Raw genomic sequence first — 15,106 nt, forward strand, 5'->3', positions numbered from 1 at the left:
CCTAGCGGTTGGAAATCCGCGCCCGGCCCCGCAGTTCCTCGAGAAATTTCTGGGCATCGGCGCTGTCGCCATCGCCGTCGTCGCCCTCGGCCTGGAACACCATTGCCGCCGCCACATCGTCGGAAACGGTCTTTTCCGAGCAGATCAGGATGAACTCGATGCCGCGATCGGTGGTCCGCGTCCCGGTCGTGCTGCCGGCATTGGATTTCTCGATCAGCGGCTTCCAGTCAGCCGGCAATTGCGGCTGCAGCACCCGCCCGAGATCGCGCACGGTGACATCGCGCAGGCCCTTGACGACATCATGCGTGCCGCCGCAACCCGACAGGCGTCCGCGCAATTGCTCGGCCTCGCGCTTGCGCGCCGCCAGCAATGCGTTTGAGCGTTTCGCCTTGGGCACCACGAAGATCACCTGCTGCAGGATATATTCCGTCGTCGAGGGTTTCGAGCCGCCGCGCTCGAGCATCTTCGACACCAGCTCCTGGGTCGACATCTGGCCCCCATCGGCGCTGGCAAAACGGGCCCTCACCAGGCGCGGCCAGGTCATCTGCACGCGGATGTAATCCTTGAAGTGGCCGGCGGTGACACCGGCTTGCGCCAGCACCTTGTTCAGTTGGCCGGCGGTCATCTTGTTCGACTGCGCAAAGCGCTGATAGGAGGCCTCGACCTGCGCATCGGGAATCGACAGTCCGACCCGGCGCGCCTCCTGCATCTTCAGGGCTTCCTCCGTCAGCTGCTCGCGCGCCTTCTGCGCCAGGTTGCCCTTGGCGCGCTGCAGCCGCAGAAAGGCCGTGCGGCGTGCCAGGTCAACACTGGTGATGGCCTGGTTGTTGACGATGATCTTGATTTCGCTGGCCGCCCGAACCGGAGCAACACCGCCAAGCGGTGCGGCAAGCACGAGAGCGGCCACCAGGGCCAGGGCGCGACCGCCGCGACGTCCGATTGCCATGAATTCCATCGTCAAGTCCTTTCATTCCTCTGACAGCCCCCGCAGTCGTCTGGCTCACCCTCGATCGCGAGCCTCGAGCGCGCGCTTCGGTTTCGGCGCGGCGCCGGCGGGGCAGCGTATCGCAAGCCGGTCACGCCGATCGCCGCGAGCGCCAGTGCGGGACAGTCTGCTGGTCTTGATCGCCGCTTGTTGCGGCGAAACCATGACGGCACCGGCACCCCGGACGCAGAAACCGGCCCGCGCGCGCCGGATCGCCTGATCCCAAGGGTCCTGACCCTAGAAGGTTTTGCCGGTGGAATTGCCGAAGTCAAGATCGCCGAGTGTCCGGAAGCTCAACCGTGCGCCAAGGCTCCATTCGTTCGGATTGTCCGTGTAGCTTGGCCGGTGCGTATAGCTCACCGTCACGATCACGCATTCGTTCTCGAAGGAAAAACCGGCCATCGAGGTGTTGAAGCGTTTTTCGACCAGATCGTAACCCGACGAGCCGAAAACGCTCCAGTTCTCGTGGAACCGCAGGTTCAGGGCCCCGCTGACACCACGCCGGTCCTCTTCCGATCCGTAGCCGGCCGTGCCGGTCGCCCGCTGTGCCTTGATGTCGGAATAGGTGATCCGGCCTGTCAGCGCTTCGTTGGTGAATGTCGCGGTCAGATCGCCGCGGGCCATGTCGAACGTGTCCTTGTCGAGGCGCGCGCTGGCCGTCAGTCCGACGCCGACCGGCAACTCGATGCCGGCCAGGCCGACATAATCCGAGACATCCTGATCAAGTCCGGAATTGCGTCCGGCAAAGGTCAGGCTATCGACCGTGAAGGAGTTCACGCCCCCCAGATGGTAGGATTGTCCGAACAGCGCCCGTGCCGTCACGCCATTGGCGAAGCTGCCGGTGTAGCGCATGCCGACATTGGCGCGGCTGCCGCCCTCGATGCGGTCATAGCCCGAAAACTTGTCGCGCTCGAACAGCGTCGCGGCATCGAAGACGAAGCTTTGCGCATCCTCGTTCGGCAATTCGCCGGCGTAGGATTCGTTGGGCCGCAGGAACACCTGGGCGATCGGCTCGAAGACATGTGTCGATGAGGCGGTGGTCACCAGGAGCGGATAATTCACCTCGAGGCCGGCAGTCACCATGCCGCGCCAGGCGGAATCGTCGTAATGCAGGGTTCCGGGCATGGAACTGGTATCGAAATGATGCCCGTCGGCGCGCGCCGCGAGAAGCGGGGACACGCGCAGACCGAAATTGGTCGTCAGCGTCCGCTTCCATTCCAGCTCTGCCGTCACCCGCTGGTTCTGGCCCTGCAGACCCCGGTAGATGCCATCGACCTCGTATTCCGTATCGCGGCTGATCGCCTGACCATTGACGTCGAGCGACAATTCGCCGCCGAGCACCGGCTGCGAGAAGATCTTGTTGTAGTCGAGCAGCGGATGCACCCGCCCCTCGCGATCCTCGAGATAGTCGGCGAGATATTGACCGCTCGAACGGATCGTCGAACTGCGCACATCCACCTTGAAGGCGTAGAGATCGAAGTAATTGCGCTCGCCAAGGCCGGTCAGATACACCTCGGAGACGTGGTGGGTCTCGTCGAACCCTTCTATGCCGTAGGTGCGTGCGAAGGCCGGGTCGGATTCGAGCATCGCTTTCCAGCCGAACGTCCAGCGCGAGTTCAGGTTGAACTGACCGGTCGTGCCGACCAGGCCGCGCTCGGTCTTCTCGCTGTCGACGGTGGCCGTGCCGCTGTCTGAATAAAGGTCTTCCGGCTGCTGCTGCGAGATGCCCGCCATGCGCAACCGGATGATGCCGTTGTCGAACTGCTGGCGATACTCGCTGTCGAGTAGAAAGCCCTGCTTGGTATAGCCGGTGCCCCACACGGTCAGGTCCGCGCTCGGTCCGAGCGTCAGGAAATAGGGCACGGTCAGGAAATAACCGAGATCGTCGTCGCTGCCGATCGACGGGGTCAGAAAGCCGCTCTTGCGCTTGCGGTCGAAGTCCGGCACCTCGAAATAGGGCAGATAGGCGATCGGCAGACCGAACAGTTCGAAACGGGCATTGCGCAGGCGGATCGTCTTGGTGCGCTCGTCGCGCACCACCTTTTCCGCCTTGACCTGCCAGAACGGCGGCTTTTCCGGATTTTTCTCGCACGCTTCGCAGGCCGTGTAGACGCCGTGATTGAAGGTTGTCACCACGCCGCCGCGCCGGTCGGCACTTTCAGCGGCGATGCGGGTATTGTCCGGCGTCTCGATTTTCAGCGCCGTCACGAAACCATCGGCAAAATCGTCGGTGATGTCGATCTCGTCGGCATAGATGACATTGCCGTCCGGTTCGACGATCTGCACATCGCCGACAGCGCGCATCCGGCCGGTGACCTGATTGTATTCCACCTGGCGCGCCACGAGGTTGTAGCCGCCATAGTCGATCTGGACGCCGCCGCTGGCGATCACCCGTTCGGTCACATTGTTGTAGATCAGCTCATCAGCGGTCAGCAGCATCTGCTCATCGGCGGGCAGATCGAAATCTCCCGGAACAGACTGCGCCGCGACAGGGGAGGCGGTCAGCGATGCCGCAAGCAGTCCCGGCGTCAGTGCCAGCGCCGCCGCCACGACGACCGGCACGGCACCGCGTGCCAGACGACTCGGCAGGGGTGCGCCGGTTCTGGCCGTATCGGTCTTGGCGACGTGGACCCCATCCCCGGCACTCAAGACCGTTCCCGCGCGCAACACGCGCCCGCGCGAAGATCGATTCAATCGGCTTTTCGCCGTCACTATCCGTCCTCCTTGTGGAGAAGTACCGTTGTCCCCAGTGAAGCCGCGACGACGACCGGCAACCAGGCCGCCACGACAGGCGGCAGAGTACCGGCCTCTCCGAATGCCTGTATCACTTCCGAAACGACATAAAGCATGAAGCCAGCGAGGATTCCACCCAGAATTACCGCCATGGATTGTCCGAACCTTACAAATCGCAAGGAAACCATCGCCGCGATCACCGTCATGGAGGCAAACAGGGCCGGCAGCGCCAGCAATCTATGGAAGCTCATGGCATAGCTGTTGGCCGACACGCCATAGGAGCGGGCGGCGGCAATCTTGCCGGGCAGGTCGAACACGGAAATGGATTCGGCAGGCACCAGCGATTCGCCGAGAAACTCCGGCTCGAGCGTCGTCGCCACCTCGAAGCGATCCAGCGTCTCCCGCGGTTCTCCCGCCCTGTAGCGATTGACATTCCGAAGCACCCAGGCGCCGTCGGTCAGCGTTGCTCTCTCCGCTTCCAGCCGGTCGATCGGCTTGCCCTCCGGATCGAAGCGGATGAAGGTCGCATCGCCCAGTTGCGTGCCGCTTCCGGCGCGGATTCGCGCGCCGATGATCGTATCGCCCTCATCGGTGTGCTGTTTGAACCACGGTGGCCCGGAATTTTCACGCGGCGTCGCCGAACGCAGCTCGTTTTCGAGCAAGGTCTCCTCGACAATGCCGGTGGCGCGTGTGGCAAGCGGATTGAGAACGACGATCGCCACCAGGCCGAGCAGCAGATTGGCAACCAGCAACGGCGCCAGAAACTGCCAGGCCGACACCCCCGCAGCGCGCACCACCACCAGTTCATATTTCCGGTTGAGCTGCATCAAGGTCGCGATCGAGGCCAGCAATGCGATGAACGGCACCGCCGCCTGCGCCACCAGCGGCACGCGCAGGGCCGCGATGTAAAAGGCAATGCCGACGTGATAATTCGGCGATCCCGACAGGCGGCCCGCCGTCTCGTTGAAATCCACCAGCCAGATCACCAGCATCACGGCCAGGAAATAGCCGATGAACATCTTCAGGTAACGGCGGAAGAAGTAGCGCCACAAGGTCCCCGGAAACACTCTCATGTTGCGCGTGTCTCCTTGCGGCCGCGACGCAGCGACCACTTCTGCACCCGCTCGACCCAGCCATCGATGCGGACCTGCACGGCTTCGATGCGGCGGCGCACCACCTTTGGCACGGTGAATGTGAACCCGCTGACGGCCAGCAGGAAATAGATCGCCGTCGCCCCATAGGGCACGCCGTAGGCGGCAATACGCATGGCCTCGGATTGCCCGGCCGCCTCGGCGGAATAAAAGCCGAAGCCGCGCAGCGCGATAATGCCGGCCGTCATCAGCACGATGCTCTGCACCTGGTCCTGGCGGTTGGAATGCGCCTTGCCGAGAAAGATGCAGCCGATCAGGCCGAACATCAGTGGATACACCCAGTGGGTCAGCCGCCCGACCAGCCGTTTTTCGATTTCCTCCGGATAGTTCTTGCGAAAGAAATCATCTTCCGGCGGATTGAGAAGATAGGCGGTCGTCTGTTCGCGCGGCCGCAGGATTCCGCGTTCGCCGGTCGGCAGGAAGGACGACAGATCGATGGCGTAGGAATCAAACGACACGATCGAGATCTGCTGATTGTCGCCGCTGCGCTGATGCGCCTGGCCATCGGCCAGCAGCATGAACTGCTCCTCGCCGATCTGCACCAGCCGTCCGCGTTCGGCGTAGTACACCAGCTCTTCGTCTTCCGAGCGCCGGTCGGACAGGAACACGCCGCCGAACTCGCCACCCGCATACATTTCGCCAATATGCACATACAGCCCGTCAGCGAGCTTCTTGAAGCTGCCGCTGCGCACCGCCACCGACAAGAGATCCGCCGATGCGGCGGCCAGCGTGTCGCCAAGCGCCCGGTTGGCCCGCGGTTCGAGAAGGTTGCTGTTGGCAAAAGTCAGCGCCGCGATGGCAGCCGACAGCACCAGGATCGGCCGGAAGATCGAGGCGGGACCGGCCCCGGCGGCTTCCATCACCACCAGCTCCGAATCGGCGTTCATGCTGTTGAGCACCTGGCCGACACCGATCAGCAGCGCGAACGGCGCGACGATGCCGAGCACGCTCGGGATCAATACGAGCGCCACCTTCAGGAAAGCGAACAGCGCCTGCTCGCTGGCGGTCAGGATGTTCAGGCGCAAAAGCACCTGCGTCGTCAGCACCAGCAGGGTTGCCCAGACGAGCGCCCAGAAGGTCACCACCGTCATCCGACGCAGCAGATAGCGCTCGAATTGCTTCATCATGCCCAGTTCTGGCCTCGGTCAGCTGCGGCCCTCGGGCCGGTGGCGCCCGTGTAAAGCCTTGATTGCCGTGGCAATCGCGCCAGCCGCCGGGTAGCCCCGCCGGGTGCCGCTGTCAATGTTTCCGGGTGCCGATTAGAATCCAAAAGGGATAATTGTGAGGTAACGAACAGGGTTAAGAAATCCTTCCTGCGCCGCCAGTGTGCCAGTTTCGAACGCCCGGGAAAAGGGCGCCCCGAACGGCCTTCTGCCCCAGCCGTGCCGACCGGCCTTCTTGAAAGGCCCGGCACGGTTACCTACCATGAAAAGATGCTGACGGCTCGATGTTTGACCCGGTGCCGGCGGCCAGCAATCTCTTGCCAATGCCGGCAAAAGCGTGAAGAACAAAGCGCCCTTCGCCTGGCACCTCTCACAAGCCTGGAGCTTCTATGTCCGTCGAGATCGATATTACCTTTGCCAAATCCGCCAAGATCAATGGCGGCCTCGCCATTGCGCTGGCCAGCGCCGAGACACCGCTGCCTGAACTGGCACAAGCCTTCGATCCCGCCGGCGTGCTCGCCAAGGCGGTCAAGGTGGCAGCCTTTACCGGCAAGGCCCACAAGGCCGTCGATGTCCTCGCGCCGAAGGATTCGCCGGCTGACCGCATCGCCCTGATCGGCACCGGTACCCCCTCCGAACTGACCGCTTTCGACTGGCTGCGCATCGGCGGCAAGATGTGTTCGCTGCTCAAATCCGCCGAGCGGGTGGTGCTCGAACTCGATGCCGCGACGACGCCCGAAGCCGCTGCCGACATCGCCCTCGGCCTCTTGATGCGCGCCTATGATTTCGACAGCTACAAGACGAAAAAGAAGGACGACCAGCCCAAGACCCCCGATAAGGTCAAGGTCACCATCGTGCATCCCGATGCGAGCGCCTGCAAGAAGAGCTTCGCCGATCGCGAAGCCGTCGCCGCCGGCGTGACGCTGGCCCGCGATCTCGTCAACGAGCCGGCGAATATCCTCGGTCCGGTCGAGTTTGCCGAACGCGCCAAGGCCCTGGAAAAGCTTGGGGTCGAAGTGGAAATCCTTGAAGAAAAGGACATGCGCAAGCTGAAAATGGGCGCGCTGCTCGGTGTCTCGCAGGGATCCGCGCGCCCGCCGCGCCTCGCCATCATGACGTGGAAGGGCGGCAAGGCGAAGGACAAGCCCGTCGCCTTCATCGGCAAGGGCGTCGTCTTCGACACCGGCGGCATCTCCATCAAGCCGGCCGGCGGCATGGAGGACATGAAGGGCGACATGGGCGGTGCGGCCGCGGTCACCGGTCTGATGCACACGCTGGCTGCCCGCAAGGCCAAGGTCAACGCCATCGGCATGATCGGCCTCGTCGAGAACATGCCAGATGGCGCCGCGCAGCGGCCCGGCGACATCGTCACCTCGATGTCGGGCCAGACCATCGAGATCATCAACACCGACGCCGAGGGGCGCCTCGTGCTCTGCGATGCCCTGTGGTACTGCCGCGAGCGCTTCGAGCCGCGGGCCATGATCAATCTCGCCACGCTCACCGGCGCCGTCATGGTTGCACTCGGCCACCACCATGCCGGCCTGTTTTCCAACGACGACGAACTGGCCGCCGCTCTGACATCCGCTGGCGAGACCTCCCAGGAGCGCGTCTGGCGCCTGCCGCTCGGCCCCGACTACGACAAGCTGATCGATTCGAAATTCGCCGACATGAAGAACGCTGGCGGCCGCTTTGCCGGCTCGATCACCGCCGCGCAGTTCCTCAAGCGGTTCGTCAAGGATACGCCCTGGGCGCATCTCGACATTGCCGGCACGGCCATGGGCTCGCCGACCACGGATGTCAACAGGTCCTGGGGTTCGGGCTTTGGCGTGCGGCTGCTCGACCGCTATGTCCGCGACACCTTCGAATCCTGACCCATGGTCGAGGTGCTGTTCTACCATCTGACCGAATCGCGCCTCGACGATGCCCTGCCGATATTGCTCGAGAAATCTCTCGACCGGGGCGGTCGTGTCTCGGTGCATGCCGACAGCGAGGAGCGCCGTGATGCGCTCGATGCGCATCTGTGGGTGTTCCGCGACGACAGTTTCCTGCCGCACGGCATCGATCGCGGCGAGGGCGATGCCAATGCAGCGCGCCAGCCGGTGCTTTTGACCATGGCGGTGCAGCCGGCCAATGGCGCCACGGTCCGCTTTGCCGTCGGTGGCGCCGCCATCCCTGCGCTCGAGGGTTGCGAGCGTCTCGTCGTCATGTTCGACGGCCATGATGCGGCGCAGCTGCAGGCGGCGCGCGAGCAGTGGAAAACCCTCAAGCGCGAGGGGCACACGCTGACCTACTGGCAGCAGAGCGAGGACCGCCGCTGGCAGCGCAAGGCCTGACACCGGGCGCCTGACCCGAGGCGCCTGACCCCGGACCCCTGCAAACCGCGATGACCGGAGTGGCGGAACCTTCACCGCCGTGAGGAGTAGTTCCCGCATGTCGAAAGTTCAAAAGAGGGAACATCCGATGCCACAGTCCCAGACGATGAAGGTTTGCAAGGCGGCGAAAGCCGGCGAAGGTCTCGAAAAGGAAGCGATGAAGGAAGAAAAGACCTTCGAGCAAAAGTCCGGCCATCATCTCGAGAAAGGCGCCGAGCGTTTCGACGAGCGCGCCCGCGCCGCCGGCGGCCCGGCTCCGACCGACGCACCCGACGCGGCGGAGACCGAAATCGCGCCCGAGGCAACCGACCGCGGTACCTGACCCGACCCCGGACCAACCCCGGACCAACCCCGGACCAACCCCGACCGGGGCGGTCAGGGCAGCAGCGCCTGCAGCCGCTCGCGGTCTTCCATATCAACGATCTTCTGCGCGAAGCGGTGCGCCGCTTGCAGACGCTTGACCTTGGCAACGACGATCGGCTCAAGCGTGGCGCAATCCACATCGGTGATCGCACCAAGCATGTGCCGCAGCCGTGCCGCATACTCCTCGGCCACTTCCACATGCAGCATCTCATGCTCGCGCACCGTCGCTTCCAGGCGCTTCCAGCGTCCGTCCAGCGCTGCCGGTATGGGCTGCGAAGCCTGCCATTGCGGCAGTGTGACGGTGGTTTTGAGATCGACCACGACATTGATCGGCCGGCACTCAGCGCCGTTGTCTCCGTAGCTGAAGCGCGGCTCGATGGTCACCCGTGTCAGTCCGAAGGCGCGGCCGCCCAGCGGCGCGGCGGCGCGGATACTGTCTTTCAAGGCCGCAAGCGTGTTGCCGGCGACCTGGTAGTGCTGAATCACCGCTGGTTCGGCAACCGCCCCTGCCGGCGCCAGGATCCAGCTCATCGTGAGCACGGCAGCGGCACGGCCGATCTTTCCACCGGCCTTGCCCGCCCGCTTCAGGCCATCAACGTCCGCCCCTGGCCTTGATCTCTTCCACCCGCGTCCCGTATCCACGCGAGAATTCCCCAATTCATGCTGTGTCATATCAGTCCCCCTAGGCGACAAAGCCTAGGCGGCGAAACTTGCGTGAAATTTAGGGGGAAATGAAAAAAGGGGCTGGGAGGCCGAATTCGCACGATTGTTGCATTAGCGTGAAATATGCGAAGCGTGACGTGACATTTTCAATTGCAGTGCGGATCATGCGAGCGCCGCGCCGCCGGCGTGGCCGTGCGTGCTCGAACTATTCGGCAGCCGCCATGGCAGCGTCATACTCCGCCGACAGTTTGAGCCACTCTTCCTCTGCCCGCGCCAGTTCCGTGGCCTTCTGGGCGCGCTTCTTGGCCAGTTGCGGCACTTTCCAGGCCTGCTCGTTGAGAAGCACCGGGTCGGACAACTCGCTGTCGAGCATCTGAATCTGATTGCCAAGCTTGTCCGTCAAGGCTTCGAGATCGTTGATCTTTTTGCGCATGACGGCGTGGTCGGCACGCTTGTCGGCCGCCGCCCGCCGCTTTTCGGCCTTCGACTTTTCGTTCGAACCACCACCGCCTTTTCCCTTGCCCTTGCCGCCGGCGACGATCTCCTGGCGGTAATCGTCGAGATCGCCGTCGAAATTCGTCACGGTGCCCTCGCGCACGATCCACAGCCGGTCGACGGTTGCTTCGATCAGGTGACGGTCGTGGCTGATCAGGATCACCGCGCCGGCAAAGTCGTTGAGGGCGGCGATCAGGGCGGCGCGGCTGTCGATATCAAGATGGTTGGTCGGCTCGTCGAGGATGATCAGGTTCGGATTGTCGAAGGTGGCAAGCCCCATCAACAGCCGCGCCTTCTCGCCGCCCGACAGATCCTTGGCCGGCGTGTCCATCTTCTCGGTCGTCAGGCCCATCTGCGCGACGCGGGCGCGCACCTTGGCTTCCGCCGCCTCCGGCATCAGGCGGCGCACATGCGCCACGGCGCTTTCCTTCGGGCGCAGATCATCAAGCTGGTGCTGCGCGAAAAAGCCGGTCTTGAGCTGCGGCGCCAGCCGCACGTCACCGCTTCCCGCCTCAAGCCGGCCGGCGATCAGCTTGGCAAAGGTGGATTTTCCGTTGCCGTTCGCCCCGAGCAGCGCGATGCGGTCATCGGCATCGATGCGCAAGGTCAGCTGCGACAGCACCGGCGCACCCGGCGTGTAGCCGACCGATCCGCCATCGATCGCGATGATCGGCGAGGCGGCTGTCTTTTCCGGCGCCGGAAACGTGAAGCCGGCGACATTGCTTTCCAGCACCGCATCGATCGTGCCGAGCTTTTCCAGGGCCTTCAACCGCGATTGCGCCTGCCGCGCCTTTGAGGCCTTGGCGCGGAAGCGGGCGACGAAGGCCTCCATGTGCTTGCGCTTGGCCATGTTCTTCTCGCGCGCTTTCGTCTGCAGCATGTCGCGCTCGGCCTTCTGCCGCTCGAACTGGTCGAAATTGCCGCGATAGACGGTCAGCCGCTTCTGATCGAGATGCACGATGGTGTTCGCCGCCTTGTTCAACAGGTCGCGATCATGACTGATGATCAGCACGGTGTGCGGGTAGCGGCGAATGTACTCCTCAAGCCACAGCGTGCCCTCGAGATCGAGATAGTTGGTCGGCTCGTCGAGAAGCAGGAGATCCGGTGCGGCAAACAGCACCGAGGCCAGCGCCACGCGCATCCGCCAGCCGCCGGAAAAGCTCGACGCCGGTCGCGCCTGCGCTGCCGTGTCGAAACCCAGCCCGGCAAGGATGGCGCCGGCGCGGGCCTCCGCCGAATGCGCATCGATATCGGTGAGCCGCGTCTGGATATCGGCGATGCGGTGCGGGTCGGTGGCGGTTTCCGCTTCCGAAAGCAGCGCCGCGCGCTCCTTGTCGGCACGCAGGACGATGTCGATCAGCGGCGTGTCTTCCGAGGGCGCCTCCTGCGCCACCTGGCCGATGCGCGTGTTTTTCGGCAGTGAAACGCTGCCGCCTTCGGTGGCCATCTCGCCGGTGATCACCCGGAACAGCGTTGATTTGCCGGCGCCATTGCGCCCGACGAGCCCCGCCTTGGCCCCCGCCGGCAGCGACAGCGATGCCTTGTCGATGAGAAGTCGCCCGGCAATGCGGGCCGAAATGTCGTTGAGTGTCAGCATGGCCGCCTTGTGGCTGACCGGCGCCGCACACGCAAGGATTTTTGCGTCTGCGACAGGACACAGGCGGCCCGGACGGGCCGCCTGTGTTGCGCTGCGGGGGATGTGAGAGGGATCTTCTAGCGCGCGGCAATCGCCCTACACAGGCTCACCAGCTGGCTGTCCCATTGCCCGGGATTGCCGAGAATGGAATCACAGCGCTTGCGGTAGACCGTAATTTCGGACGCTGACAGATTGCCGACCGCGGCGGCAATCGTGGTGTCATCTGCGGGCGTGCCGCCGGTCCCCGTCGACCCGCTGCCGCCCGCCGATCCGCCGATGTCGAGCGACACATCCGCATCCGCGCCGCCGCCGAGCAGATTGCCGAGCAGGTTGATGAGAGGCGCGTCCGTGTTGTCGCCGCCACCGATGCTGACATCCGCGTCGACATCGGCACCGCCTGAGCCAATCGAGGCGGTGGTGTCGGCATCAATGCCATCCTTGCCGATCGAAACATCGGCATCCGCATTGACACCGCTGCCGCCACCGATACCGACCGCGGCATTGGCATCGACGCCGCCGCCTCCGGTGTTGGTGCCGCCGCTGTTGCCGCCGCCGATTCCGGCACTGACGCCGGCATTGACACCGCCGCCGCCACCGATACCGACGCTGACATCGGCGCCGACCTGCGCCAGGCTTGATGTGGCCATCGCGAGACCGAAAAGGGTTGCAAGGCCGGTCTTTTTCAGATTGCGCATGCTGGGCATGGGATCCTCCTGTTCATGTTTGCCGAGGTCCTGATCCTCGGATGCAGGAACAAGCCCGCAAGCCGCGCGACCGTTGCGGACCGGTGTGGCAAGGCGTTGAGAATCCATTTCCAGCCCTTGGTGAATTTGATTCAAATTGCCAGCAATCATCAGCAAACCTCTGACATCTCACGCTGAAAGCAGCCCGACCCTAAACGCTACGCTGGTGTTTCTGCTTGGCACAACCTGCAGGAAGGCGGCGCACAGCCGCGTTGGCAATTTGACTGGCCAGGCCTCGTCCGCAGCAACGAAAGACGCGGTTTCCCCTCAAAAGGTCAGGATTTACGACACGAGGAACGCGAGGCTACACTTCGCCGCAATTTAAGGTGGTTGTTTGATGACGCCCGGTTTTTGCTCGATCGCTGTCATGCCGATTGCGGCTCTGTTTCTGCTCGCCGCCTGCACCACCATGTCGCGCGAGGACTGCAGAACGGTCGACTGGCTGGCGGTCGGCGAAAGCGATGGCGCGGCCGGCCGGCCGGCGGCGGAGCGGCTTTCTGCCCACACCCGGTCCTGCGAGCGCGCCGGCATCGTGCCTGACCACACACGCTGGAGGGCCGGCTACGACAAGGGACTGCCGCGCTACTGCACGCCGATGAACGGGTTCGAGGTCGGCAACCGCGGCAGCGTCTATCATGACGTCTGCCCGAGCAACCTGGCAGACGGGTTTCTGCGCGCGCGGCAACTTGGTGCTGCAATCCGGGACCAGCGGCGAGCCGTTGTCGAACTCGACGCGCAGATCCGCGAAATGGGGGAGGAACTGCGCCAGCTGCGCCATCAGGACGAAGCATCGGCGCAGAATGCGGAGGGAGATGGCCTGGACGCAAGGGTCAGGCTGCACGAGCTCGAACAGGACCGCTGGCAACTGCAGATGAAGAAAGGCGAGGCCGAGCATCGGCTGAAACGCTCCGAGCGCGCCGCCCGGATCATCGTCGCCACATTGCAGCCGGCTTTCGGCGCGATTTCGGAAACTGTCGCGAATTAGATGACGGGGCCGCGGGGTCAGACCGCAAAATCCATCCGCATATGGCCAAGCAGTCTGCCATCTTTTATGCAGGGACGCGTAAGAAGATTCGGTCCGTTCTAGTCGTCTTCGGAGATTGTATGCCGCCTGCCGTCCTGTCCCCCCGCCGCCGCGTTCGAACAGATCATGCGCCCCGCCGCGGGACAAACGCGGCAGCCACGGCGCTGCTCGCCCTGTTGCTCTGCGCTTCCGCATCCGCCGCACGCGCCGGCGAGACCTTCCAGTGCGGCGATGCGCCGGCGGGCATCGATTTCAAGGTGACCATCGACACTGAGAAGCGCCTTGGTTCATTCCAGGGCATGGGGCGCGGCGGATTGTTGTCGCCCGATGCCGGCGGCGTCTGGATCAATCCGGAAACCCGCTTCGCCTTCACGCCGCACACCGAGCCGCAATTCATGCAACTGGGGTCGATGCAATTCCTGTGTGCGCCCGAGACGCCGGGCTTCGCCGGCGCCGAGACCGCGGGCGGGCAACTCGGCACCGGTCTCGCGCAGTCGGACGATACGCTGCTTGCCGTCGGTGTGGCGCCCGGCAACGCTGCCCTCGCGTCCTCCCCGGCCGAAACGCCCAGCCAGAAGCCGGTCGCCGATGAAGAACCGCTCGACAATCTTCCCGGCCGCTCACTCGGCGGCCATCTGCGCCAGGGACCCGGCACGGAATTTCCTTCGCTAGGCAAGCTGGCGGAAAACCGGCCGGTGACGCTTCTCGCCCGCAGCAGCATGTCGCTGGACGGCTATCAGTGGTTCCGCGTCGCCTTGTCGGACGGGCGCTATGGCTATCAGTGGGGCGGCATTCTCTGTGCCGTGGGCGCTGAGCTGCCCGGCCTGTACCAGACATGTGGCCTCGCGCCCTGAGCCGGCGAAAGTGCCGATCCCTGCGACCGCAGGAGGGAGGGGGTTGCAATCGCCGCAACACCCGTTTGATAGTACGATTAACCCAATGAATTGAACTGGTTTCGGATCGGATTGCCCATGACCCTCAAGCTCTACACGCTGAGCGCCGCCGATACGGCGCGCCCTTTCTCGCCGCATGGTTGGAAGGCCGTGCTGGCTCTGCACCACAAGGGGCTCGCATTCGAGGAAATCCAGGTGCCCTTCACCAGGATTTCCGAAATTGCCAATGGCGCGGCAAAGACAGTTCCGGTGCTGATCGATGGCGAGACAATCGTCACCGACAGCTTTGCCATCGCCGAGCATCTCGAAGCGGCCTATCCCGACCGGCCGAGCCTGTTCGGCGGGGAGGGCGGCCGCGCCATGGCCCGCTTCATCGAACGCTGGTCGCAGACGGCGACGGTTGCTGCGCTGGTGCCGATCATTCTCAAGGATGTCCATTCCTGCGTCGTGCCCGAAGACAAGGCCTATTTCCGCCAAAGCCGCGAAGCACGCTTCGGCATGACACTCGAGGAAGTGGTCGCCGATCGCCAGGCGGCGGCGGCCGCTTATCCGAGCAAGCTCGATGCCCTGCGGCACACGCTGAAATTCCAGCTCTTCATCGGCGGCGAGGGGCCGCTGTTTGCCGACCACATCGTCTTTGGCTGCCTGCAATGGGCGCGCCTGGTGCGGCCGCAATGGCTGCTGCCGGCCGGCGATCCGGTCAATGACTGGTTCGAGCGCTGTCTCGATCTTTATGGCGGCGTCGGCCGCAGCGCGCCAGCCGCCGCCTGAGATCCCGCCACCTGAGATCCCGCCACCTGGGATCAAAGCCGTCATTGCCGCTGAAATTGCCGCCTGCCTCTTGTCGGAAGCAGGTACGGCGGCTATTGAGACGCCCGATCCGCC

General features: G+C 64.1%; 13 protein-coding genes. 6 read left to right on the plus strand and 7 right to left on the minus strand.

Annotated elements, in window-relative coordinates; translation table 11 throughout:
• Position 1: 1 nt before the first annotated feature.
• From KY465_RS15610 to KY465_RS15625, 4 genes are all read right to left on the minus strand, one after another.
• Positions 2–955: a SurA N-terminal domain-containing protein gene (locus tag KY465_RS15610; protein ID WP_346432650.1), complete on the minus strand. Its 954-nt coding sequence runs from the start codon at positions 953–955 to the stop codon at positions 2–4.
• A gap of 267 nt (positions 956–1,222) precedes the next feature.
• Positions 1,223–3,562, minus strand: a complete 2,340-nt coding sequence (locus tag KY465_RS15615) for an LPS-assembly protein LptD (protein WP_219203309.1) — start codon at positions 3,560–3,562, stop codon at positions 1,223–1,225.
• A 134-nt stretch (positions 3,563–3,696) separates the two neighbouring features.
• A complete protein-coding gene (gene lptG, locus KY465_RS15620; protein WP_219203033.1) occupies positions 3,697–4,791 on the minus strand; it encodes an LPS export ABC transporter permease LptG in 1,095 nt (364 codons plus the stop codon).
• The gene (locus KY465_RS15625) at positions 4,788–5,996 is read right to left on the minus strand and encodes an LptF/LptG family permease (RefSeq protein WP_219203034.1); all 1,209 of its coding nucleotides are present in this window, start codon (positions 5,994–5,996) and stop codon (positions 4,788–4,790) included. The genes lptG and KY465_RS15625 overlap by 4 nt, the downstream gene beginning before the upstream one ends.
• 425 nt (positions 5,997–6,421) lie before the next feature.
• Here KY465_RS15625 and KY465_RS15630 point away from each other — a divergent pair, with 425 nt between their 5' ends.
• From KY465_RS15630 to KY465_RS15640, 3 genes are all read left to right on the plus strand, one after another.
• Positions 6,422–7,903 carry a leucyl aminopeptidase gene (locus KY465_RS15630; protein WP_219203035.1) on the plus strand — a complete coding sequence of 494 codons (1,482 nt, stop codon included), beginning with the start codon at positions 6,422–6,424 and terminating at the stop codon, positions 7,901–7,903.
• 3 nt (positions 7,904–7,906) lie between these two features.
• The gene (locus KY465_RS15635) at positions 7,907–8,365 is read left to right on the plus strand and encodes a DNA polymerase III subunit chi (RefSeq protein ID WP_219203036.1); all 459 of its coding nucleotides are present in this window, start codon (positions 7,907–7,909) and stop codon (positions 8,363–8,365) included.
• 127 nt (positions 8,366–8,492) lie between these two features.
• Entirely contained in the window at positions 8,493–8,726 is a 234-nt protein-coding gene (locus tag KY465_RS15640; protein ID WP_219203340.1) for a hypothetical protein, read from the plus strand.
• A gap of 53 nt (positions 8,727–8,779) precedes the next feature.
• Here the strand turns inward: KY465_RS15640 and KY465_RS15645 are convergent, their stop codons facing one another.
• The 3 genes from KY465_RS15645 to KY465_RS15655 form a co-directional block, all read right to left on the minus strand.
• A complete protein-coding gene (locus tag KY465_RS15645) occupies positions 8,780–9,409 on the minus strand; it encodes a DUF922 domain-containing protein (protein WP_219203037.1) in 630 nt (209 codons plus the stop codon).
• A 226-nt stretch (positions 9,410–9,635) separates the two neighbouring features.
• Positions 9,636–11,522, minus strand: coding sequence for an ABC-F family ATP-binding cassette domain-containing protein (locus KY465_RS15650; protein WP_219203038.1), 1,887 nt, complete (start codon positions 11,520–11,522; stop codon positions 9,636–9,638).
• A 116-nt stretch (positions 11,523–11,638) separates the two neighbouring features.
• Positions 11,639–12,265, minus strand: coding sequence for a hypothetical protein (locus KY465_RS15655; RefSeq protein WP_219203039.1), 627 nt, complete (start codon positions 12,263–12,265; stop codon positions 11,639–11,641).
• Between the two features lie 376 nt (positions 12,266–12,641).
• On the opposite strand from KY465_RS15655, the gene KY465_RS15660 reads away from it, so the two are divergent.
• From KY465_RS15660 to KY465_RS15670, 3 genes are all read left to right on the plus strand, one after another.
• Positions 12,642–13,289, plus strand: coding sequence for a DUF2799 domain-containing protein (locus tag KY465_RS15660; protein WP_219203040.1), 648 nt, complete (start codon positions 12,642–12,644; stop codon positions 13,287–13,289).
• Positions 13,290–13,408: 119 nt separating this feature from the next.
• Entirely contained in the window at positions 13,409–14,182 is a 774-nt protein-coding gene (locus KY465_RS15665; protein WP_219203041.1) for an SH3 domain-containing protein, read from the plus strand.
• A gap of 117 nt (positions 14,183–14,299) precedes the next feature.
• Positions 14,300–14,992, plus strand: a complete 693-nt coding sequence (locus tag KY465_RS15670) for a glutathione S-transferase family protein (RefSeq protein ID WP_219203042.1) — start codon at positions 14,300–14,302, stop codon at positions 14,990–14,992.
• Positions 14,993–15,106 lie beyond the last annotated feature (114 nt).

Source organism: Neohoeflea coraliihabitans (genome assembly GCF_019334345.1).
Taxonomy (GTDB): domain Bacteria; phylum Pseudomonadota; class Alphaproteobacteria; order Rhizobiales; family Rhizobiaceae; genus Pseudohoeflea; species Pseudohoeflea coraliihabitans.